Here is a 20540-nt window from a genome sequence, read left to right as displayed (position 1 = left end):
GGACGAGCCAATCGCGCGCGCGACCCAGCGTCCGCCCGCACCGCCGCGCAACCGCCCGGTCCCGCCTCCCGCCAAGCCAGCCGGCAGCCGCTCATGACCCACGACAGCGCCAGCCCCGACTACCCGCCGATCCCCGGCCACCTGCGCCTGTCGACCCGGATCGCGGGCGCGCTCGTCGGCTTCCTGCTGCTGGCGCTGACCGCCATCGGCACCACGTTGTGGCTGTCGTGGCAGCTGGAGGGGTCGGCCGCCGCCATCAACGAGACGGGCAGCGTGCGCAAGCAGGAATATCGGCTCGCGATGCTGCTCGGCCGCGACGTGGGCGCGCCCGGCGGCACGTATGCCCGCGACGCGCGTGCCCAGATCGCGTCGATCGACGCCACGCTGGCGCTGATCGCGCGCGGCGACCCGCAGCGCCCTCTCGGCCTGCCGCCGACGGCCGCCATCCGCACGGGCTTCGACCTGGCCACCCTGCGCTGGCAGCGCGAGCTGCGCCCGCTTGCGCTGCAGGTGCTGCAGGCCCGCGGCGACGACCGGCTGCCGCCGCTGCGCCGATTCCTCGCCAGTGTCGACGACTACGTGGGCCAGATCGACACGATCGTCGGCCTGATCGAGCGCGACAACGAGGTGCGCACGTTCTGGCTGCGCGCGTCGCAGCTCGCGCTGATGGCGCTCGCGATGGGCGGCACGGTGGCGCTCGTGTACCTGATGTTCAGCCTCATCGTCGACCCCGTCGAGCGGCTGCACGCGGGGATGCGCAGCATGGCCGACACGGATTTCGGCGTCCGGCTGGACGTGGCAAGCCGCGACGAGTTCGGCCAACTGGCGACCGGGTTCAATCACATGGCCGATCGGCTCGAGCAAGTCTACGGCAGCCTGGAAGACAAGGTGCGCGACAAGACGGCCGCGCTGGAAGACCAGAACCGCGAACTGGCGCTGCTGTACGACGGCGCCGCCTTCCTGCAGGTACGCCAGACGCTCGAACCGATGTGCGAGGGTTTCATCGAGCGCATCATGCGCTACTTCGGCGCCGACGGCGCCTCGGTGCGCCTGATCGAGCCCACGAACGACAAGGTGCACCTCGTCGTCCACGTGGGGCTGTCCGAGGAGATGGTCCGCGCGGAGCGCTGCATGCCCGTCGGCGACTGCCTGTGCGGCGAGGCTGCGCAAGGCCGCCACCCCGTCGTCCGCCTGCTGCGCGCGGTGCCTGACGCGGCGGCGTCGCGCTGCGCGCAGGAGGGCTTCGCCACCGTGTCCGTATTCCAGATCTTCGCGCAAGACCAGCACCTCGGCGTGTTCAGCCTGCATTTCCGGACCGAAAAAAGTTTTAACGAACGGGAAACGGCACTGCTTGAAACGCTGGGCCGGCTGCTGGGCACCGGGATCGAGAACATGCGGCTGGCGGCACGCGAGCGCGAGATGGCCATCTCGGAAGAGCGGAACATGGTGGCGCGCGGGCTGCACGACAGCATCGCGCAAGGCCTGAACTTCCTGAACCTGCAGGTGCAGATGCTGGAAAAATCGCTGCACGACGGCGACAGGCAGGAGGCGGCCGAGATCGTGCCGATGCTGCGCGCGGGCGTGCAGGAAAGCTACGAGGACGTGCGCGAACTGCTGCAGAATTTCCGCAGCCGGCTCGAAGAGGATGATCTCAACAGCGCGCTGCGCAAGGCCGTGCGCAAGTTCCGCGCCCAGACGGGTGTCGACGCGACCTTTGCCGCGGACGGCAGCGGCGGCCCGCCGTTCGCGCGCGAAGACCAGTTGCAGATCCTGTTCATCGTGCAGGAAGCGCTGTCGAACATCCGTAAGCATGCGCAGGCCGGCAAGGTGCTCGTCCGCGTCCGCGACGGCCAAGACTTTTCCCTATCGATCAGCGATAATGGCGTCGGGTTCGATTCCGATGCCGTGCCCGCCGCGGGCGACAGCCACGTGGGGCTGCACATCATGCGCGAACGTGCCCGGCACATCAACGCCGACCTGGCCATCGATTCCGGGCGCGGCACCGGCACCACCGTCCGCCTGCACGTCCCGAGCGCGCAGCGGCGGGCTGCCTGACATCGATTGGAGCATGGCATGGAAGACACCCGCGAGCCGATCAGCGTGCTGCTGGTCGACGATCACACGTTGTTCCGCAGCGGCGTACGCTCGCTGCTGCAGCGCAATCCGCGTTTCGCCGTCGTCGGCGAGGCGTCGGACGGCATCGACGGCGTGAAACGGGCGATGCAACTGAAGCCGGACGTGATCCTGCTCGACCTGCACATGCCGGGCATGACGGGCGTGGAAACGCTCGAACTGATCCTGCAGGGCTGGCCCGAAGCGGCCGTCATCATGCTCACCGTGTCCGAGGAAGGCGACGACCTGGCGAACGCGCTGCATGCGGGCGCGCGCGGCTACCTGATCAAGAACATCGACGCCGACTACCTGCAGCGCGCCATCGAGCGGGCGGCCGCCGGCGAATCCGTGCTGGCCGAGTCGATGGCCGCCAAGCTCGTGGCGCAATTGCAGAAGCAGCGCGAGCCGAAGGCGCCGGCGCCGCCGTCCGACCTCGACAAGCTGACGCCGCGCGAGCGCGAGATTCTCGCCTGCCTCGCGCGCGGCGAAAGCAACAAGCTGATCGCGCGCGTGCTCGACCTCGCGGAGAGCACGGTCAAGATCCACGTGCAGAACATCCTCAAGAAGCTCGGGTTGTCCAGCCGCGTGCAGGCGGCCGTGTTCGCGGTCGAGCAGGGGTTGGGCAGCAACCCCGATCGGCAAACCTGAACGGCCGCCTCGCGTAGGGTGGACGGCTGCGCCGTCCACGCGGCGATTGTTGACGGTTGCGGTATCGCGAACGAAAGCGAAGCCCGTGCGTTCCTTCGTTCAGGGGTTCGACGGATCCAGCGACACGTATCACCGCGTGGACGGCCGAGCCGTCCACCCTACCGCAATGCGTCTAACGCATCCTTGGCTTCATCGTAGGCAGCCGTCAGCGCGGCCAACTCCTGCTGCGCATCCTCGAAGTTCTCCGCCTTCCCCATCAACTCGAGATTCGTGCACGGCACCCGCATCCGGTTCGCCCCGACGAAGTCGATGCTCGACAACAGGTAGTGCGCGGTGGCCGCCAGCAGCTGGCCGTCCCGCTCGCGCACGGCGTGCGCGAGCTTGTGCAGCAGCTGCGGCACCTCGCCCACGAACGCGTCGACCACGTCCTCCAGCAGTGCCGCGCCGTCGTCGATCGCCCGCAACTGGCCGATGCGGCCCTCGTCCAGCACGGCATCGCCGCGCCGGCGCGCCGCCACGTGCGCGTGCGCTTGCGCGAGGGCCCGTTCCAGCACGTCCATCTCGATCGGCTTCGGCACGTAGTCGTTCATGCCGGCATCCAGGCAGCGTTCGCGGTCGCCCGGCATCGCGTTGGCCGTCATCGCGATGATGTACGGGGCGTTCGCGCCGCGGAAGCGCGCGCGCAGGCGGCGCGTCGCTTCCAGGCCGTCCATGTCCGGCATCTGCATGTCCATCAGGATCACCGGATAGTCCTGGCGTTCGAGCGCCGCGACGGCTTCCAGACCGTTGCCGACGACGTCCGCGCGGTACCCCAGATGGCGCAGCAACTGGCGAATGACCTTCTGGTTGATCGTATTGTCCTCGGCGACGAGGATCGCGGCGTCCGCATCGGCCGGCGCGGCGCGGGGTGCCGGACGCGCGGGCCGGGCCGCGGCCTGGCGCTCGCCCAATACCTGCTGCAGCGCTTCCAGCAGCGCCGCCGGCTTGATCGGCTTGCTCAGCCAAGCGGAGAATTCGCGCACCGCCTCGCCGTCCGCCCCGTGCGGGCGCTGGCCGACGGACGTCAGCAGCACAAGCGGCAACGTGGCCCGGTCGCGGTGCTTGCGCACCTCGGCAGCCAGGCGGGCGCCGTCCATGTCGGGCATCTGCATGTCGAGCACGGCGACGTCGAACGGATGCCCGTCGCGCACGAGGTCCAGCGCCTCGATGGCGGACGCCGCGGCCAGCGGCTGCATGCCCCACGACAGCGCCTGCTTCATCAGGATGCGGCGGTTGGTGGCGTTGTCGTCGACGATCAGGATGCGCCGTCCGCGCACGGTGGCCGCGCGGTCGCGCAGCACATGCTCGGCCAGCTGGTCGTCGAACGCGTCGGCGACGATGGCCGCGCTGAACGTGGAGCCCCGTCCCGGCTCGCTGTCGACCGTCAGGCCGCCGCCCATCATCTCCGCGAGCCGCCGGCTGATCGTCAGGCCCAGGCCCGTGCCGCCGTATTTACGCGTCGTCGACGGGTCGACCTGCGTGAACGACTGGAAGATGTCGCCGAGGCGGTGCGGCGGGATGCCGATGCCCGTGTCGCGCACGGCGAACACGAGCCGGTGGCCGCCTTCCGCGCGCGGCGTGCCCGACACCGTGACGACCACTTCGCCGTGGGGCGTGAACTTGATGGCGTTCGACAGCAGGTTCACGAGGATCTGGCGCAGCCGCGTCGCGTCGGCGAGGATCGTCGCGGGCACGCCCGGTTCGATCATGTACGCGAGGTCGAGCTTCTTCTCGCTCGCGCTGGGCGCCAGCAGGTCCAGGGCTTCCTCGACGCAGCGGCGCACCTCGAACGCGTGGCGCTCCAGGTCGAGCCGCCCCACTTCCAGCTTCGAATAGTCGAGCAGGTCGTTGATGATCGATAGCAGCGCCTCGCTGCTGGAGCGGATCGTCTCCGTGTAGTCGCGCTGTTCGTCGTCGATGTCCGTGTGCAGCAGGAGGCTCGTCATGCCGATGACGGCGTTCAGCGGCGTGCGGATCTCGTGGCTCATATTCGCAAGGAACATGCTCTTGGCCTGCATGGCCGCCTCCGCGCGGTCGCGCGCCAGTTCCAGCTCGCGTTCATAGGCCTTGCGCTCGGAGATGTCCTGCAGGATCGCCGTGAGGATCACGCGGCCGCCGGCCGCGGATTTCGAGATCGTCGCCTCGGCGGGAAATTCGCTGCCGTCCTTGCGCACCGCGTGGATCGTACCCCGTTCGCCCATCCGCCGCGCCGTGCGCGCCCCATGCTGGAATCCGGCGACGCGTTCCGCGTGGCCGGGGCGGAAGCGTTCCGGCATCAGCATCGCGAGGTCGTGCCCGATCACTTCCGCCGCCGTCCAGCCGAACACACGCTCCGCCCCCTTGTTGAACAGGATGATGCGCTGCGCCTCGTCCGTGCAGATGACGGCGTTTTCCGCGATGTCGACGATGTTGCTGAGTTGTTCCGGGCTGAGGGTGTGCGTCATGGGTCGGGTCCGAACTGCTGATCGATAGCCGCCATCGTACACGGTTGTGCCAGTGCGGTGGGGCGTTCCTACGCCTTTGTGACTAGCCGGGCTACGCCGCTTGCCCATCCGTCCATACCCCTCCGGCCAATGGTCGGGCGCGCCCGCGGCACGTACGCTTCAGGCATCGATAGTGCGATTTCAAGGAGAACAATATGAGCACCGATAGACGCCCCATCGCGGTCCTCGCCAGCAGCACGTTCGCATTCACGATCTGCTTCGCGATCTGGATGATGTTCGCCGTGCTGGGCATCCCCATCAAGGCGAAGCTGGGCCTGAACGAAACGGAATTCGGCCTGCTCGTCGCCACCCCGGTGCTGAGCGGCGCCCTCGTGCGCGTCCCGCTGGGCATCTGGACCGACCGCTACGGCGGCCGCATCGTGTTCTTCACGCTGATGCTGGCCTGCGCACTGCCCATCTGGCTGATCAGCTATGCCACGCGGTACTGGCACTTCCTCGTGCTCGGGCTGTTCGTCGGCCTCGCCGGAGGCTCCTTTTCCGTCGGGACGCCGTACGTCGCGCGCTGGTTCGGCAAGGACCGCCGCGGCCTCGCGATGGGCATCTTCGGCGCCGGCAATTCCGGCTCCGCGCTGACCAAATTCGCGGCGCCCGCCATCATCGCGGCCCTCGGCTGGCAGGGGCTGCCGAAAGTGTATGCCGTCGCCATGGTCGCCACCGCCCTGCTGTTCTGGTTCGGCACCTATTCCGACCCGGCGCACAAATCGGCATCGGGCGAAAGCTTCGCGGCGCAGATGCGCGTGCTGAAGGATCCGCGCGTGTGGCGCTACTGCCAGTACTACTCCGTCGTGTTCGGCGGCTACGTGGCGCTGGCGCTGTGGATGACCAAGTACTACGTGGGCGAATACGGTTTCGGCCTGAAGGAAGCCGCGCTGCTGGCCGCGTGCTTCTCGCTGCCCGGCGGCGTGCTGCGCGCGCTGGGCGGCTGGATCTCGGACAAATTCGGCGCCCACAAGGTCACGTGGTCCGTGATGTGGGTGTGCTGGGTGTGCTTCTTCATCCTGTCGTATCCCCAGACGACGATGTCCATCGCGACCGTCAAGGGCCCCATGGACCTGCACATCGGCCTCGGCCCCGTCGTCTTCACGTTACTGCTGTTCGTCGTCGGCGTCGCCATGGCGATCGGCAAGGCATCCGTATTCCGCTTCATCGCCGACGACTACAGCGACAACATCGGCGCCGTCTCAGGTGTCGTCGGGCTGGCCGGCGGCCTCGGGGGCTTCATCCTGCCGATCATGTTCGGTGCCATCGTCGACCTGACCGGAATCCGTTCCAGCTCCTTCATGCTGCTGTACGGGACCGTGTGCGTCTCGCTCGTCTGGATGCACTTCTCGTTCAAGCCGCAAACCACATCGCCTGTCGCCGCACCGGTCACGCCATTGCGCAAGGCTGCCTGATCCAACTTTAATAATCACAGGAGAATATCGTGAGCCGTTATCTCATCTCGACCTGGGAACCCGAGGTTCCCGCTTTCTGGCACAGTCGCGGCAAGCCCACCGCCAGCCGCAACCTCTGGATATCGATCCCCGCGCTGATGCTGGCGTTCTCGATCTGGATGGTGTGGAGCGTCGTCGTCGTCAACCTGCCGTCGATCGGCTTCAAGTACAGCACGAACCAGCTGTTCTGGCTCGCCGCCGTGCCGGGCCTGTCCGGCGCGACCCTGCGCATCTTCTATTCGTTCATGGTGCCGATCTTCGGCGGCCGCAAATGGACGGCCATCTCCACCGCATCGCTGCTGATCCCCGCAGTGGGCATCGGGCTCGCCGTGCAGGACCCGAACACGAGCTATCCCACGATGCTCGTGCTGTCGCTGCTGTGCGGCTTCGGCGGCGGCAACTTCGCCTCGTCGATGGCCAACATCAGCTTCTTCTATCCAAAGGCGATGAAAGGCTACGCGCTCGGCATGAACGCGGGCCTGGGCAATCTCGGCGTCTCCGCCGTGCAGTTCGTCGTCCCGCTCGTGATCACGTTCGCCCTGTTCGGCGGCGAGCCGCAAGCGTGGGCCAAGGCCGGCCATACCAAGCAGATGTGGCTGCAGAACGCGGGCTTCGTGTGGGTCCCGTTCATCGTCGTGAGCACCCTGGCCGCCTGGTTCGGCATGAACGACCTGGCATCGGCGAAGGCGTCGTTCGCCGAGCAGGCCGTGATCTTCAAGCGCAAGCACAACTGGCTCATGTGCTGGCTGTACGTGGGCACGTTCGGCTCGTTCATCGGCTACTCGGCCGCATTCCCCCTGCTGACCAGCACCCTGTTCCCGCAAGTGAACCCGCTGCAGTACGCGTTCGTCGGTCCCCTCGTCAGCGCCCTCGCGCGCGTGGGCGGCGGTTATGTATCCGACAAGCTGGGCGGCGCCCGCGTCACCGTGTGGACGTTCGTCGCGATGATCGCGGCCGTGCTGGGCGTGCTGCACTTCCTCCATGCAGGCAGCTTTGCCGGCTTCTTCGGCATGTTCCTGATCCTGTTCGCCTGCACCGGCGTGGGCAACGCGTCGACGTTCCGCATGATCCCCGTGATCTTCCTGACCTTGCACCAGCGCGCCGCGAAAGGCCAGTCGGAAGGCGCGCAAGCGCAGGCGGTCGCCAGCGCGAACAAGGAAGCGGCCGCCGTGCTGGGCTTCACGTCGGCGATCGCGGCCTATGGCGCCTTCTTCATCCCGAAGAGCTACGGTACCTCGATCGCCCTGACCGGGAGCGCCGACGCCGCCCTGTGGTGCTTCATCGGCTTCTACGTCACCTGCATCGCCGTCACGTGGTGGTTCTATGCCCGCAAGGGCGCTGAGATCACCTGCTGACTAGTCACAAAGGAGTAGCCCGGCTACTCCGTAATCGGGGCCGGCACCGCCTTCCAGCGAATGTTCAATACCCGGGCCGGCCCCTAGACTGAACACAGCTGCACACCGAACATCAAGAGCGCGCTGCGGCGCGCCGTTGGAGAAACCATGAGTCACTTTTTGGACCGCCTGAAATTTTTCGGCAAAACGGGCGAGACGTTTTCGAACGGCCACGGTGCCGTCGTCAACGAAGACCGCACCTGGGAAAAGGCCTACCGCCAGCGCTGGCAGCACGACAAGATCGTGCGCTCGACGCACGGCGTGAACTGCACGGGGTCGTGCAGCTGGAAGGTCTACGTCAAGAACGGCCTGATCACCTGGGAAACCCAGCAGACCGACTACCCGCGCACCCGTCCCGACCTGCCGAACCATGAACCCCGCGGCTGCCCGCGCGGTGCCAGCTACTCGTGGTACGTCTACTCGGCGCAGCGCGTCAAGCATCCGATGGTACGCGGCCGCCTGATGCAGCTGTGGCGCGAAGCGCGCGCCACGCGCGACCCCGTCGCCGCGTGGGACTACATCACGAACGATCCGCAGAAAGCGGCCAGCTACAAGTCCGTGCGCGGCCAGGGCGGCTTCGTGCGCGCCAAGTGGGACGAGGTCAACGAGATCATCGCGGCCGCCAACGCCTACACGATCGGCAAATACGGCCCGGACCGCATCATCGGTTTCTCGCCGATCCCCGCCATGTCGATGGTCAGCTATGCGGCCGGCACGCGCTACCTGAGCCTCATCGGCGGCGTCGCCATGAGCTTCTACGACTGGTACTGTGACCTGCCGCCTTCGAGCCCGCAGGTTTGGGGGGAGCAGACGGACGTGCCGGAATCGGCCGACTGGTACAACTCGACCTACCTGATGGTCTGGGGCTCGAACGTGCCGATGACCCGCACCCCGGACGCCCACTTCTACACGGAAGTCCGCTACAAGGGCACGAAGACCGTGGCCGTGTCGTCCGACTTCGGCGAAATGGCCAAGTTCGGTGACATCTGGCTCGCCCCGAAGCAGGGCACGGACGCGGCGTTGGCCATGGCCATGGGCCACGTGATCCTGAAGGAATTCCACGCCACCGGCAAATCGGCGTACTTCCGCGACTACGCCAAGCAGTACACCGACTTCCCGATGCTGGTCATGCTGAAGGAACGCGACGGCACGCTGGTCCCCGACTACTTCCTGCGCGCCTCGCACCTCGCGAACAACCTCGACGAGACGAACAACCCGGAATGGAAGACGCTCGTCATCGACGAAGCGACCGGCAAGATCGTCGCACCGAGCGGTTCGATCGGCTTCCGCTGGGGCGAGTCCGGCAAATGGAACCTGGAACAGAAGGAAGGTGCCACCCGCAATCCGATCGATCCGCAACTGTCGCTGCTGGATCACCACGACCGCATCGTCCCCGTCGGCTTCCCCTACTTCGGCGGCAAGGATGCGGACGATCTCCTGCTGCGCAACGTCCCGGTGAAATCCATCACGCTGGCCGACGGCACCACCGCGCTCGTCACCACCGTGTACGACCTGTCGATGGCGAACTACGGCGTCGACCGCGGCATCTGCCCGAACGCGGCGAAGAGCTATGACGACGACGTCCCGTACACGCCCGCCTGGCAAGTGAAGCACACGGGTGTGAAGGCGGCCGACGTCGTCACCGTCGCGCGCGAATTCGCCGACAACGCGGACCGCACGCGCGGCAAGTCGATGGTGATCGTCGGCGCGGCACTGAACCACTGGTACCACATGGACATGACGTACCGCGGCATCATCAACATCCTCATGATGTGCGGTTGCGTGGGCCAGAGCGGCGGCGGGTGGGCGCATTACGTGGGCCAGGAAAAGCTGCGCCCGCAGACCGGCTGGACCCCGCTCGCGTTCGCGCTGGACTGGAACCGCCCGATGCGCCAGATGAACGGCACGTCGTTCTTCTATGCCCACACGAGCCAGTGGCGCCACGAAAAACTGCACACGTCCGAGATCCTGTGCCCGACCGCCGACGGCAAGCTGGAAGAGATGGCACTGATCGACTTCAACGCCAAGGCCGAGCGCATGGGCTGGCTGCCGTCCGCGCCGCAACTGGAAACGAACCCGCTGGACGTCGTGCGTGCGGCCGAAGCGGCCGACCAGGATCCGGCGCAGTACGCGGTCGAGCAGATCAAGGCCGGCAAGCTGAATTTCTCGTGCGACGATCCGGACAATCCCGCGAACTTCCCGCGCAATATGTTCGTGTGGCGTTCCAACATCCTGGGCAGTTCCGGCAAGGGCCACGAATACTTCCTGAAATACCTGCTGGGCACCCAGAACGCGCTGATGAGCGACGAAGACGCCTGCGTCAAGCCCCGCGACGTCAAGGTGCGCCCTGCCGCCGAGGGCAAGCTGGACCTGCTCGTCGTGCTGGACTTCCGCATGTCGACGACCTGCCTGTACGGCGACATCGTGCTCCCGACGGCGACCTGGTACGAGAAGGACGACCTGAACACGTCCGACATGCACCCGTTCATCCACCCGCTGTCGGAAGCCGTGCAGCCGCTGTGGGAAGCCAAGTCGGACTGGGAAATCTACAAGGGCATCGCGGCCAAGCTGTCCGAGATCGGCGGCGCCCACCTGGGCACCCGCAAGGACCTGATCCTCACGCCGCTGCTGCACGACACCCCGGGCGAACTCGGTCAGCCGTTCGATCCGAAGGACTGGCGCCTCGGCGAATGCGAGCCGATCCCGGGCAAGACGATGCCCTCGATGATGGTTGTGGAACGCAACTACCGCGACATCCACAAGAAGTTCACGTCCATCGGCCCGCTGCTGGAAAAAGTGGGCAACGGCGGCAAGGGCATCGACTGGAAGACGGCGCATGAAGTGGACGTGCTGCGCGGCCTGAACCGCACCGTGCTGGAAGAAGGCGTGTCGCAGGGCCAGCCCCGGCTGGACACGGCGATCGATGCGGCCGAAATGATCCTCACCCTGGCGCCGGAAACGAACGGCCACGTGGCGGTGAAGGCATGGGAAGCCCTGTCGAAGATCACGGGCCGCGACCACACGCACCTCGCGATCCCGCGCGAGCACGACAGCATCCGCTTCCGCGACGTGCAGGCGCAGCCGAGAAAAATCATCTCGTCGCCCACGTGGTCGGGCCTGGAAAGCGAGGAAGTCAGCTACAACGCGGGCTACACCAACGTGCATGAAATGATCCCCTGGCGCACGCTGACGGGCCGCCAACAGTTTTACCAGGACCACGTCTGGATGCGCGACTTCGGCGAGGGACTGTGCGTGTACAAAGCCGCGATCAACACCAAGACGACGGAAGCGATCATGAATCGCCGGCCGAACGGGAACAAGGAACTGGCGCTGAACTGGATCACCCCGCACCAGAAATGGGGCATCCACTCCACGTACTCCGACAACCTGCGCATGCTGACCTTGTCGCGCGGCGGCCCGCACGTGTGGCTGTCCGAGACCGACGCGAAGGCCGCGGGTATCGAGGACAACGACTGGATCGAGGTGTTCAACGTGAACGGCACCCTGACGGCCCGCGCCGTCGTGAGCCAGCGCGTCCCGGAAGGCATGACGCTCATGTACCACGCCCAGGAAAAGATCGTCAACGTGCCGGGTGCGGAAATGTCGAAGAAGCGCGGCGGCATCCACAACTCGGTGACGCGCACGGTGACCAAGCCGACCCACATGATCGGCGGCTACGCCCAGCTGTCGTACGGCTTCAACTACTACGGCACGGTGGGCTCGAACCGCGACGAATTCGTCGTCGTGCGCAAGATGCGCGACGTGAACTGGATGGAAGGCGCCCGCGACGAATCGCGTCCGAACGGCGACCAGCTGCCGGCGCGCCCTGCCCCGGCGAAGCCCGCAGGTGCGCCGAAACGCGAAACGGAAGAACGCGAACCCGCGCTGGCACGCGTCACCCCGAAGGGTGCTTGAGAGAATAACGAGGTCACAAAATGAAAATCAGAGCACAGATCGGCATGGTGCTGAACCTGGACAAATGCATCGGCTGCCATACCTGCTCGGTGACGTGCAAGAACGTGTGGACGAGCCGCGATGGCGTGGAATACGCGTGGTTCAACAACGTCGAGACGAAGCCCGGCATCGGCTATCCGAAGGAATGGGAAAACCAGGACAAGTGGAACGGCGGCTGGAAACGCAAGGCGGACGGCAAGATCGAACCGCGCCAGGGCAGCCGTTTGAAGATCCTGGCGAACATCTTCGCCAACCCGAACCTGCCGCAGATCGACGAGTACTACGAGCCGTTCACGTACGACTACGAGCGCCTGCAGAACGCGCCGCTGTCCGAGACGCCGCCGACGGCCCGCCCGATCTCCGTCCTGACCGGCAAGAAGATGGACAAGATCGAATGGGGCCCGAACTGGGAAGACGACCTGGGTGGCGAATTCGCCAAGCGCAGCAAGGACAAACTGTTCGACAACGTGCAGAAGGAGATGTACTCGACGTTCGAGAACACCTTCATGATGTACCTGCCGCGCCTGTGCGAGCACTGCCTGAACCCGACGTGCGTCGCATCGTGCCCGTCCGGTTCCGTGTACAAGCGCGAGGACGACGGCATCGTGCTGATCGACCAGGACAAGTGCCGTGGCTGGCGCATGTGCATCTCCGGCTGCCCGTACAAGAAGATCTACTACAACTGGTCGTCCGGCAAAGCCGAGAAGTGCACGTTCTGCTATCCGCGCATCGAGGCGGGCCAGCCGACCGTGTGCTCGGAAACCTGCGTGGGCCGCATCCGCTACCTGGGCGTGCTGCTGTACGACGCCGACAAGATCGAAGCCGCCGCATCCGTCGCCGACGAACAGGATCTGTACGAGGCGCAGCTCGGCCTGTTCCTCGATCCGCACGACCCGGCGGTGATCGCGGAAGCCCGCCGCCAGGGCATCCCGGACGCCTGGCTGGAATCCGCGAAGCGCTCGCCCGTCTACAAGATGGCCGTCGAATGGAAGATCGCGTTCCCGCTGCACCCGGAATACCGGACCTTGCCGATGGTGTGGTACATCCCGCCGCTGTCGCCGATCCAGGCCGCGGCGGAATCCGGCAAGATGGGGATGAACGGCATCCTGCCGGACACGCAGAGCCTGCGCATCCCCGTGCGCTACCTGGCGAACCTGCTCACGGCCGGCAAGGAAGCGCCCGTCTTGCACGCGCTGGACCGCATGCTCGCGATGCGCGCGTACATGCGGGCCAAGTCGGTCGACAAGACCGAGAACCTGGACGTGCTGAAGCAGGTGGGCCTCACGAAGGCCGTCGTGGAAGACATGTACCACATCATGGCCATCGCGAATTACGAAGACCGCTTCGTGATCCCCAGCAGCCATAAGGAGATGGCCGAGGACAGCTTCAACGAGAAGGGTTCGTGCGGCTTCTCGTTCGGGAACGGCTGCTCGGACGGCACGAGCGACGCTTCGCTGTTCGGCAAGAAGAAGCAGGGTTCGACGATCTTCGTCTCGATGCCGAAATCGCGCAAGAAGCAAGAAACGGAAGGAGCTTGAGATGATCCATTACCGCATCCTGTCCACGCTGCTGCTGTATCCGGAGGGCGACCTCATCGCCGCCCTGCCGGAACTGGAAGCGGGCCTGATTCCGCAGATGCGCGTCCGCGTGGCGCCATTGCTGATCCACCTGGCCGAGAACGACCTGATCACCTTGCAGCAGGAATACGTGCAGACGTTCGACCGCACGCCGTCGCACTCGCTGCACCTGTTCGAGCACATCCACGGCGAATCGCGCGACCGCGGCCAGGCCATGGTCGACCTGATGGAAGAGTACAAGAAGCACGGCTTGCAGATGCAGGGCGACGAGCTGCCGGACTTCGTGCCGCTGTTCCTCGAATTCCTGTCGCAGCTGGACGATGAAACGGAAGCGGGCCGCCTGCTGGGCGACGCCGTCCACGTGCTCGCCCACATCGGCCACAAGCTGGCGGCGAACGGCAGCCCGTATGCCTGCGTGTTCGCCGTGCTGGAAGCGTTGTCGCCGGTGGCGGCCGAGGAACTGTCCGAGCCGCCGATCAAGGACATGGACGAGGCGCTGGAAACGTTCGGCCCCGGTGCGGATGGCGTCGAACCGCTGCTGAAGTCGCAGGCAGGTGGACCGCAACCGGTCAATTTTTACCCGCGCGGCACGCGTCCTGCCGTCGCTGCGGCACACTTGGAGGAGGCATCGTGAACTATATAAATCAATTCCTGTTCGGGATTTACCCGTACATCGCGCTCGCGATCTTCCTGCTCGGGAGCCTGATCCGCTTCGACCGCGAGCAATACACGTGGCGTTCGGAGTCGACGCAAGTGCTGCACACGGGCCAGCTGCGCCTGGGCAGCATCCTGTTCCACGTCGGGATCATCGGCCTGCTCGGCGGCCACGCCGTCGGCCTGCTGACGCCCGTGTGGGTGTGGGACACGCTCGGTGTCACGCACGGCGCCAAGCAGATGTTCGCGATGGCCGCCGGCGGCGTGATGGGCGCCTTGTGCCTCGTCGGCATCCTGCTGCTGCTCGCGCGCCGCCTCGGCAACACCCGCCTGCGCACGGCGACGACGTTCAAGGACAAGATCGTGCTGCTGTGGATCCTGGGCACCCTGCTGCTCGGCCTCTCGTCCATCTTCGTGTCGGCGGGCCACCTGGACGGCCATGTGATGGTCCTGCTGATGACGTGGGCCCAGCACATCGTGACGTTCCGCGGCGACGCCGCCAGCTTCATCCTCGACGCGCCGCTCGTGTTCAAGCTGCATCTGTTCATGGGGATGTCGCTGTTCGTCATCTTCCCGTTCACCCGCCTCGTCCACATCTGGAGCGGTTTCGGGGCCGTCACCTACCTGGGCCGCGCTTTCCAGCTGGTCCGCCCGCGCTAAGGAGCCACCATGGGACTCGCCGTCAACGGCGTCGACATCGACGACCGCCAGATCGAACAGGAACTGCAGCACCACCAGGGTGCCGCCAACCCGCTGAAGCAGGCCGTGCACGAAGTCGTGCTCCGCACGGTGCTGCTGCAGGAGGCGGACCGCCTCGGCATCGCGGGTAGCGACGATGACGCGCGCATCGAGGCGCTGCTGACGCAGGAAGTCAGCGTGCCGCAGGCCGACGAGGCGGCCTGCCTCACGTACTACCGCAACCATCCGGACAAGTTCACGCGCGGCGCGATGGTCGAGGCGCGCCACATCCTGTTCCAGGTGACGCCGACCGTGCCGCTGGACCTCGTGCGCGAGACAGCCGAAGGCATCCTCGCGGCGCTGCGGGCGGCGCCGGAACGCTTCGGCGACCTGGCCGCGCAGTATTCGAACTGCCCGTCAAGCGCCGTGGGCGGGAGCCTCGGGCAGCTGAACCGGGGCGACTGCGTGCCGGAATTCGACGACGTGCTGTTCCGCCTCGGCGCGAACGAGTTCGCGCCGCGCCCCATCGAGACGCGCTTCGGCCTGCACATCGTGCAGGTGCTGCGCCGCCTCGACGGGTCGCTGCTGCCGTTCGAGGTGGTGAAATCGCAGATCGCGGCATGGCTCGCCACGGCCGCGCTGCAGCGGGGCGTCCATCAATACCTGCAGATCCTCGTTGGCCGCGCCCGCATCGAGGGCGTCGTGCTCGACGGGGCCGCGTCACCCCTCGTGCAGTAAGCCCGTCAGGGCCGGCGCGCAGAATCCGTGTGCGACATCGACACGGTGTGCGCGCCGGGCAGATCGGCGCCGGGCGCCGTCCACAACTGGAAGCACCAGAACGCCGCGACGGCGAGCAGCAAGGCCGCCGCGACGTCCCGGCGCGACCCGGGCACGGCGTCCGCGGGTTGCCCGTCCTTGTAGCCGTTGATCATGGCACCGACGAGATTCTCGCGATGCAGCCGGCTGGAGACGACGACGGCGACGACGTGCAGTCCCACCAACGCCAGCATCACGTTGGCAATCCCTTCATGCAGTTCTTCCAGCGCGTCGCCGCCCAACTCGCGATACGTCGCCCAACCCGTGATGACCGTCAGCACGGTCAGCACCAGCAGCGCAACGACGGCCAGCGCGCCGGCCGGGTTGTGGCCCGTGTGGTGCTCCGGCTGGCCGCGCACGACGCTGCGCAGATAACGCAGCGCGGCGCCGGGACCGCGCACGAAGTCCGTGAAGCGGGCGTGCCGCGTGCCGATGAAACCCCACACGATGCGGAACGCGACGAGCCCCGCCATCGTGTAGCCGAGCGTGACGTGGACGAGCCGCCAATGATCTTCCTCGGCGGTGAGATAGGCGCCCGCGAAACTCAGCACCATCAGCCAGTGGAACACCCGGGTCGGCGCATCCCACACGAGGACGCGCTGGTTCGATGAAGTCGTCATGGCGTGGACGCCTTACCTGCCCGCGGCGCCTTGCACGCCAGTGGCCAAAGTCTCGAGCCGGGCCATGTCGAGGATTTCCAGTTCGCGGCGATCGAGCCGGATCAGCCGCTGTTCGCGAAAGCGGGCCAGCAGGCGGCTCACCGTCTCGAGCGTGAGGCCCAGGTAGCGCGCCATGTCGTCGCGCGACATGCGCAGCTGGAAGCGGCGCGGCGAAAAGCCCCGCATCGCGTAGCGCCCCGACAAATTCAACAACAGGCTCGCGAGGCGTTCGTCGGCGCGCAGGATACCAAGCACGCGGATCGCCGACTGGTCGCGCAGAATCTCCTGGCTCATCGTGCGGTGGAAATGCTCCATCACTTGCGGCAGCTCGACCATCAGGGCCTGCAGGCGCGCGTAGGGGATCTCGCACACTTCGCTGTCTTCCAGCGCAGTCGCCGTGCTCGCGTGCTCGCCGTTGCCGATCGCATCGATACCGAGCATGTCGCCGGCCATCTGGAACCCGGTGACATAACGCTCGCCCCGGTAGTCGCTGCGACTCGTCATGAAATGGCCGAAGCGCACGGCGAACAGGTTGCCGAACGGCTGGCCCGCGCGGAACAGCACGTCGCCGCGCACCAGGCGCCGCCGGCACCCGATCGCACTTTCGACCCGCGCAAGATCGCGTTCACTCAACCCCAACGGCAGGCACAAGGTCCGGTAGGCACAGCGGCCGCATTTGCCGCCCTCGTCGGCCTGGCCGCCGCCCGATTTGCCCGCCGGAGCGATCCGGAATACCTGTGCGTCCATCTTTTTTCCTCGCATGTCGTTATCAAGCACGCAAGGAGTATCGGACGGGATCGGGCACCCGGCCAGCGCGTATTCCGTCAAGCGGGGGTCGGTGCGCCTTGACGGCGCATGTAGGGGTTCCCCTACTGGATGATACGGTGCTCGAGCGCGTAGCGCGTCAGCTCCGCATTGCTCGACATGCCCATCTTGTCGAGGATGCGGGCGCGGTACGTCGTCACCGTGTTCGGACTCAGATGCAGCTTCTCGCCGATCTGCACCAGGGGCTCGCCCAGCGCGATCAGCTTGAACACTTCGAGTTCGCGGTTGGACAAGGCCTCGTGCCCCGCCGCCGCCGCGTCGCCGCTCACGAGCGACGCCAGCTTTTCGACCAGCGACGGGCTCACGTACTTGCGGCCGCCGGCCGCGCGGCGCACGGCGTCGACCAGCACCGCGGTCGGCGCGTCCTTGGTGAGGTAGCCCGCGGCGCCCTGCTTCAGCGCGCGCACGGCATAGATCTCTTCCGCATAAGTACTCAGGATCAGCACGGCCATGCCGGGATAATCGTTGTGGAGGTGGCGCAGCAGGTCCAGGCCGTTCATGCCCGGCATCGTGATGTCGAGCAGCGCGACGTCGAACGCTTCCTGGCGCAGCAGCACGAGTGCCTGCTGGGCGTCGGCGGCCTCGCCCGCCACGTCGATGTCGGCGGCCGTGCCCAGCATCAGGCGCACGCCGTTGCGCGCGATCGCGTGGTCGTCGACGAGGAGCACGCGGATGCGGTCAGACGACATCGTGCTCTCCCACCGGGACGCTGAGCGTGACGACGGTGCCGCCGCCGGGGCGTGGGGCCAAGGTCAGGTCGCCGCCGAGGCTGCGTGACCGTTCCTGCATGCCGAGGATGCCCCAGGACGGGCCGTCCGCATTGCCGCCGTCCGCGCCGTAGCCGCAACCGTCGTCCTCGATCGTGATGCGCAGGCGCCCCGCGTCGATCCCGGCGCGCAGCGCGACCGTCTTGGCGCGCGCATGGCGCTGGACGTTCGTCATCGCCTCCTGCACGATCCGGAACAGCATGATGCTGCGGTCCGCGTCGATGACGAGGGCCGCCGCCGCGGGCGCGATCTCGCACGTGCACGCGAGGCCGGAGCGCTGCGCGACCTGGCCCGCATACCATTCGAGGCTCGCCCAGATGCCCAGCTGATCCAGCACGCTGGGACGCAGGTCGACGATCACGCGCCGCACCGTGTCGATGGCTTCCTGCGCGAGCACGGCGGTCTCCCCGAGCAACGGATCGGGCGCCTGGCCCGCCTGCGCGCAGCGCTCCGCGACGACGGAGATATACGCCTTGATGCCCGTGAGGAGGCCGCCCAATTCGTCGTGGATCTCGCGCGCGATCCGCTGGCGCTCGCCCTCGCGGATCCGTTCCTGGTGCGCGGCCAGCTCGCGCAGCGGCGCCTTCAGGTCGTGCGACACGACGTAGGCAAAATTGCCCAGTTCCTCGTTGGCGGCGCGCAGTTCCTGCAACAGCAGCGCGGCCTGGCGCTCCGCTTCCTTGCGCGCCGTGATGTCGCGCACGAGTCCCGTGAACATGCGCGACTGCCCGATGTGCATCTCGGTGACGGCCAGTTCGAGCGGGAAGACGGTGCCGTCGCGGCGCAGGCCGAACACTTCGCGTCCCTTGCCGATGATGCGCCGCTCGCCCGTGCGCAGATAGTTGCGCAGGTAGCCGTCGTGGCGCTCGCGGTCCGGCGACGGCATCAAGGTGGCGACGTTGCGTCCGACCAGTTCCGCTTCAGTCCAGCCGAACATGCGCTCGGCGGCCGGGTTCACGCGCTCGATGAGGCCCCGTTCGTCGATCGTGAGGATGCCGTCCGCCGCCGTCTCGAACACGGCGCGCATGCGCGCTTCGCTGTCGCGCAGCGCCTGTTCGGCGCCGAGCCGCGCGCGCAGGTCGTGCACCGTCGCCAAGGTCAGCCGCACGCCGTCCGCCTCCAGCTGCGCCAGGCTGACCTCGACGGGCACGTCGTTGCCGTCCCGGTCGATCGCCGTGAAACGGCCCTCGCCCATCGCGCGCGCGGCGCCGCTCATGGCGCGCCGCACGGCATGGCGCGCACGCGCGGCCGGCGGCACGAGGATCTCGACCGGCTCCCCGACGAGCTCGTCCAGCGGCCAGCCGAACAACGCGGCCAGCGGGGCGTTCGCACGCACGATGACGCCGGCGGCATCGCACACGAGCATCGGATCGCGCGCGGCCGCCAGCAGCCAGTCGAGCCGCATATGAATCGGTTCGGCATCCATGGGCACCGGTGTCAATACTTGAACTTGGTCATCATAGCGGCCAATCTGCGCGATATCAAAGCCAACGGGCCGCTATTCGCGAGAAACGCCAATAACTCAGGTATTTTTGATCTGCATCAACTGCACTGCGGACGCCGGCGCCGGACAGGCATACATTGGCGTCGAAGGCATTATCCGCCAACGATCAACGTTCCTGAAAGGACCTCACCATGTACAAGACCATCGTCGTCCACGTCGACGGCAGCCCCCTCCAGCACGCCCGGCTGCGCGCTGCGGCCCGGCTCGCCGAGGACCATGGCGCGCACGTCGTCGGCAGCGCCACGACGGGCATGTCGTGGCGTGCATTCGCCGTGCTGGCCGGTAATATGGGGGCACCGGCGATGCCCACCAGCGACTTTCAGGCCTTCCGGGACGCCGCCAGCGCCTGCCTCGACGCGTTCGCCGTCGAGGCGGGTCGCCTGGGGCTGCCTTCCGTCGAGCTGCGCCTCGTCGAAGACGACCCGCGCTACGCGCTGCTGCTACAGTCGCGCTATGCCGACCTGACGGTGCTCAGCCAGGACACGGCGGCCGGCACCGACGTGCGCGTGCGCGGGCTGCCGGAACAGGTCGCGCTGCACGGCGCGCGGCCCGTGCTCGTCGTGCCGGAAGCCTATTCCGGTGCGCCCATCCCCGGCACCGCCGTGATCGGCTGGGACGGCAGCATGCAGGCCATCCGCGCGATCCAAGGCGCGATGCCCCTGCTGCAGCGCGCGGAGAGCGTCAAGCTGGTGCTGGTCAATCCGGACACGCTGTCCGAACTGCACGGCGAGGAGCCGGGCGCGGACATGGCGCTGTACCTGGCCCGCCACGACGTGCAGGTCGACGTCGTCGTGGAGCACACGCGCGCGACCCAGGGCGACGCGCTGCTGTCGGTCGCGCGCTCGACGGGTGCCGGCCTGCTGGTGACCGGCGCCTACGGCCACAGCCGCTACCGCGAGTGGGTGCTGGGCGGCGTGACCCGCGAACTGCTGGAGCGCGCGCCGATCCCGTTGCTGCTCGCGCACTGACGGCCTCG

General features: G+C 67.0%; 15 protein-coding genes. 10 read left to right on the top strand and 5 right to left on the bottom strand.

What is annotated here, in order from left to right; genetic code table 11:
* Nucleotides 1-93 precede the first annotated feature (93 nt).
* Both NX784_RS20450 and NX784_RS20445 read left to right on the top strand, forming a co-directional pair.
* Entirely contained in the window at nt 94-2055 is a 1962-nt protein-coding gene (locus NX784_RS20450) for a type IV pili methyl-accepting chemotaxis transducer N-terminal domain-containing protein (RefSeq protein WP_258818537.1), read from the top strand.
* A gap of 18 nt (nt 2056-2073) precedes the next feature.
* Nucleotides 2074-2760 carry a response regulator gene (locus NX784_RS20445; protein ID WP_258818536.1) on the top strand — a complete coding sequence of 229 codons (687 nt, stop codon included), beginning with the start codon at nt 2074-2076 and terminating at the stop codon, nt 2758-2760.
* Nucleotides 2761-2918: 158 nt separating this feature from the next.
* Here the strand turns inward: NX784_RS20445 and NX784_RS20440 are convergent, their stop codons facing one another.
* Entirely contained in the window at nt 2919-5243 is a 2325-nt protein-coding gene (locus NX784_RS20440; protein ID WP_258818535.1) for a response regulator, read from the bottom strand.
* A gap of 194 nt (nt 5244-5437) precedes the next feature.
* On the opposite strand from NX784_RS20440, the gene NX784_RS20435 reads away from it, so the two are divergent.
* From NX784_RS20435 to NX784_RS20405, 7 genes are all read left to right on the top strand, one after another.
* A complete protein-coding gene (locus tag NX784_RS20435; protein ID WP_258818534.1) occupies nt 5438-6697 on the top strand; it encodes an MFS transporter in 1260 nt (419 codons plus the stop codon).
* A gap of 29 nt (nt 6698-6726) precedes the next feature.
* Nucleotides 6727-8091, top strand: coding sequence for a NarK family nitrate/nitrite MFS transporter (locus NX784_RS20430; protein ID WP_258818533.1), 1365 nt, complete (start codon nt 6727-6729; stop codon nt 8089-8091).
* Between the two features lie 147 nt (nt 8092-8238).
* Nucleotides 8239-12045: a nitrate reductase subunit alpha gene (locus NX784_RS20425; RefSeq protein ID WP_307736064.1), complete on the top strand. Its 3807-nt coding sequence runs from the start codon at nt 8239-8241 to the stop codon at nt 12043-12045.
* 20 nt (nt 12046-12065) lie between these two features.
* Nucleotides 12066-13622, top strand: coding sequence for a nitrate reductase subunit beta (narH, locus tag NX784_RS20420; RefSeq protein WP_258818532.1), 1557 nt, complete (start codon nt 12066-12068; stop codon nt 13620-13622).
* 1 nt (nt 13623) lies between these two features.
* Entirely contained in the window at nt 13624-14295 is a 672-nt protein-coding gene (narJ, locus tag NX784_RS20415; RefSeq protein ID WP_258818531.1) for a nitrate reductase molybdenum cofactor assembly chaperone, read from the top strand.
* A complete protein-coding gene (narI, locus tag NX784_RS20410; protein ID WP_258818530.1) occupies nt 14292-14975 on the top strand; it encodes a respiratory nitrate reductase subunit gamma in 684 nt (227 codons plus the stop codon). The genes narJ and narI overlap by 4 nt, the downstream gene beginning before the upstream one ends.
* Nucleotides 14976-14984: 9 nt before the next feature.
* On the top strand, nt 14985-15731 hold the full coding sequence (locus NX784_RS20405) for a peptidylprolyl isomerase (protein ID WP_258818529.1): 747 nt from the start codon (nt 14985-14987) through the stop codon (nt 15729-15731).
* Between the two features lie 5 nt (nt 15732-15736).
* Here the strand turns inward: NX784_RS20405 and NX784_RS20400 are convergent, their stop codons facing one another.
* The 4 genes from NX784_RS20400 to NX784_RS20385 form a co-directional block, all read right to left on the bottom strand.
* A complete protein-coding gene (locus NX784_RS20400; protein ID WP_258818528.1) occupies nt 15737-16429 on the bottom strand; it encodes a cytochrome b/b6 domain-containing protein in 693 nt (230 codons plus the stop codon).
* Between the two features lie 12 nt (nt 16430-16441).
* Complete coding sequence (locus tag NX784_RS20395; RefSeq protein ID WP_258818527.1) at nt 16442-17215, bottom strand: helix-turn-helix domain-containing protein; 774 nt, start codon at nt 17213-17215, stop codon at nt 16442-16444.
* A 122-nt stretch (nt 17216-17337) separates the two neighbouring features.
* A complete protein-coding gene (locus NX784_RS20390; protein ID WP_258818526.1) occupies nt 17338-17982 on the bottom strand; it encodes a response regulator in 645 nt (214 codons plus the stop codon).
* The gene (locus NX784_RS20385) at nt 17972-19486 is read right to left on the bottom strand and encodes a PAS domain-containing sensor histidine kinase (RefSeq protein WP_258818525.1); all 1515 of its coding nucleotides are present in this window, start codon (nt 19484-19486) and stop codon (nt 17972-17974) included. Before NX784_RS20385 ends, NX784_RS20390 begins: the two co-directional genes overlap by 11 nt.
* Nucleotides 19487-19695: 209 nt before the next feature.
* On the opposite strand from NX784_RS20385, the gene NX784_RS20380 reads away from it, so the two are divergent.
* Nucleotides 19696-20532: a universal stress protein gene (locus NX784_RS20380; RefSeq protein ID WP_258818524.1), complete on the top strand. Its 837-nt coding sequence runs from the start codon at nt 19696-19698 to the stop codon at nt 20530-20532.
* Nucleotides 20533-20540 lie beyond the last annotated feature (8 nt).

It is taken from the genome of Massilia pinisoli, from assembly GCF_024753285.1.
Lineage (GTDB): Bacteria > Pseudomonadota > Gammaproteobacteria > Burkholderiales > Burkholderiaceae_D > Telluria > Telluria pinisoli.
This window is presented reverse-complemented; position numbering and strand designations above follow the sequence as displayed.

Coding starts and splice junctions, on each gene's coding strand:
- NX784_RS20440 (WP_258818535.1), bottom strand. CDS start 5,243: ATGACGCACACCCTCAGCCCGGAACAACTCAGCAACATCGTCGACATC.
- narJ (WP_258818531.1), top strand. CDS start 13,624: ATGATCCATTACCGCATCCTGTCCACGCTGCTGCTGTATCCGGAGGGC.
- NX784_RS20425 (WP_307736064.1), top strand. CDS start 8,239: ATGAGTCACTTTTTGGACCGCCTGAAATTTTTCGGCAAAACGGGCGAG.
- NX784_RS20435 (WP_258818534.1), top strand. CDS start 5,438: ATGAGCACCGATAGACGCCCCATCGCGGTCCTCGCCAGCAGCACGTTC.
- NX784_RS20385 (WP_258818525.1), bottom strand. CDS start 19,486: ATGGATGCCGAACCGATTCATATGCGGCTCGACTGGCTGCTGGCGGCC.
- NX784_RS20405 (WP_258818529.1), top strand. CDS start 14,985: ATGGGACTCGCCGTCAACGGCGTCGACATCGACGACCGCCAGATCGAA.
- NX784_RS20380 (WP_258818524.1), top strand. CDS start 19,696: ATGTACAAGACCATCGTCGTCCACGTCGACGGCAGCCCCCTCCAGCAC.
- NX784_RS20400 (WP_258818528.1), bottom strand. CDS start 16,429: ATGACGACTTCATCGAACCAGCGCGTCCTCGTGTGGGATGCGCCGACC.
- NX784_RS20450 (WP_258818537.1), top strand. CDS start 94: ATGACCCACGACAGCGCCAGCCCCGACTACCCGCCGATCCCCGGCCAC.
- NX784_RS20390 (WP_258818526.1), bottom strand. CDS start 17,982: ATGTCGTCTGACCGCATCCGCGTGCTCCTCGTCGACGACCACGCGATC.
- narH (WP_258818532.1), top strand. CDS start 12,066: ATGAAAATCAGAGCACAGATCGGCATGGTGCTGAACCTGGACAAATGC.
- NX784_RS20445 (WP_258818536.1), top strand. CDS start 2,074: ATGGAAGACACCCGCGAGCCGATCAGCGTGCTGCTGGTCGACGATCAC.
- NX784_RS20395 (WP_258818527.1), bottom strand. CDS start 17,215: ATGGACGCACAGGTATTCCGGATCGCTCCGGCGGGCAAATCGGGCGGC.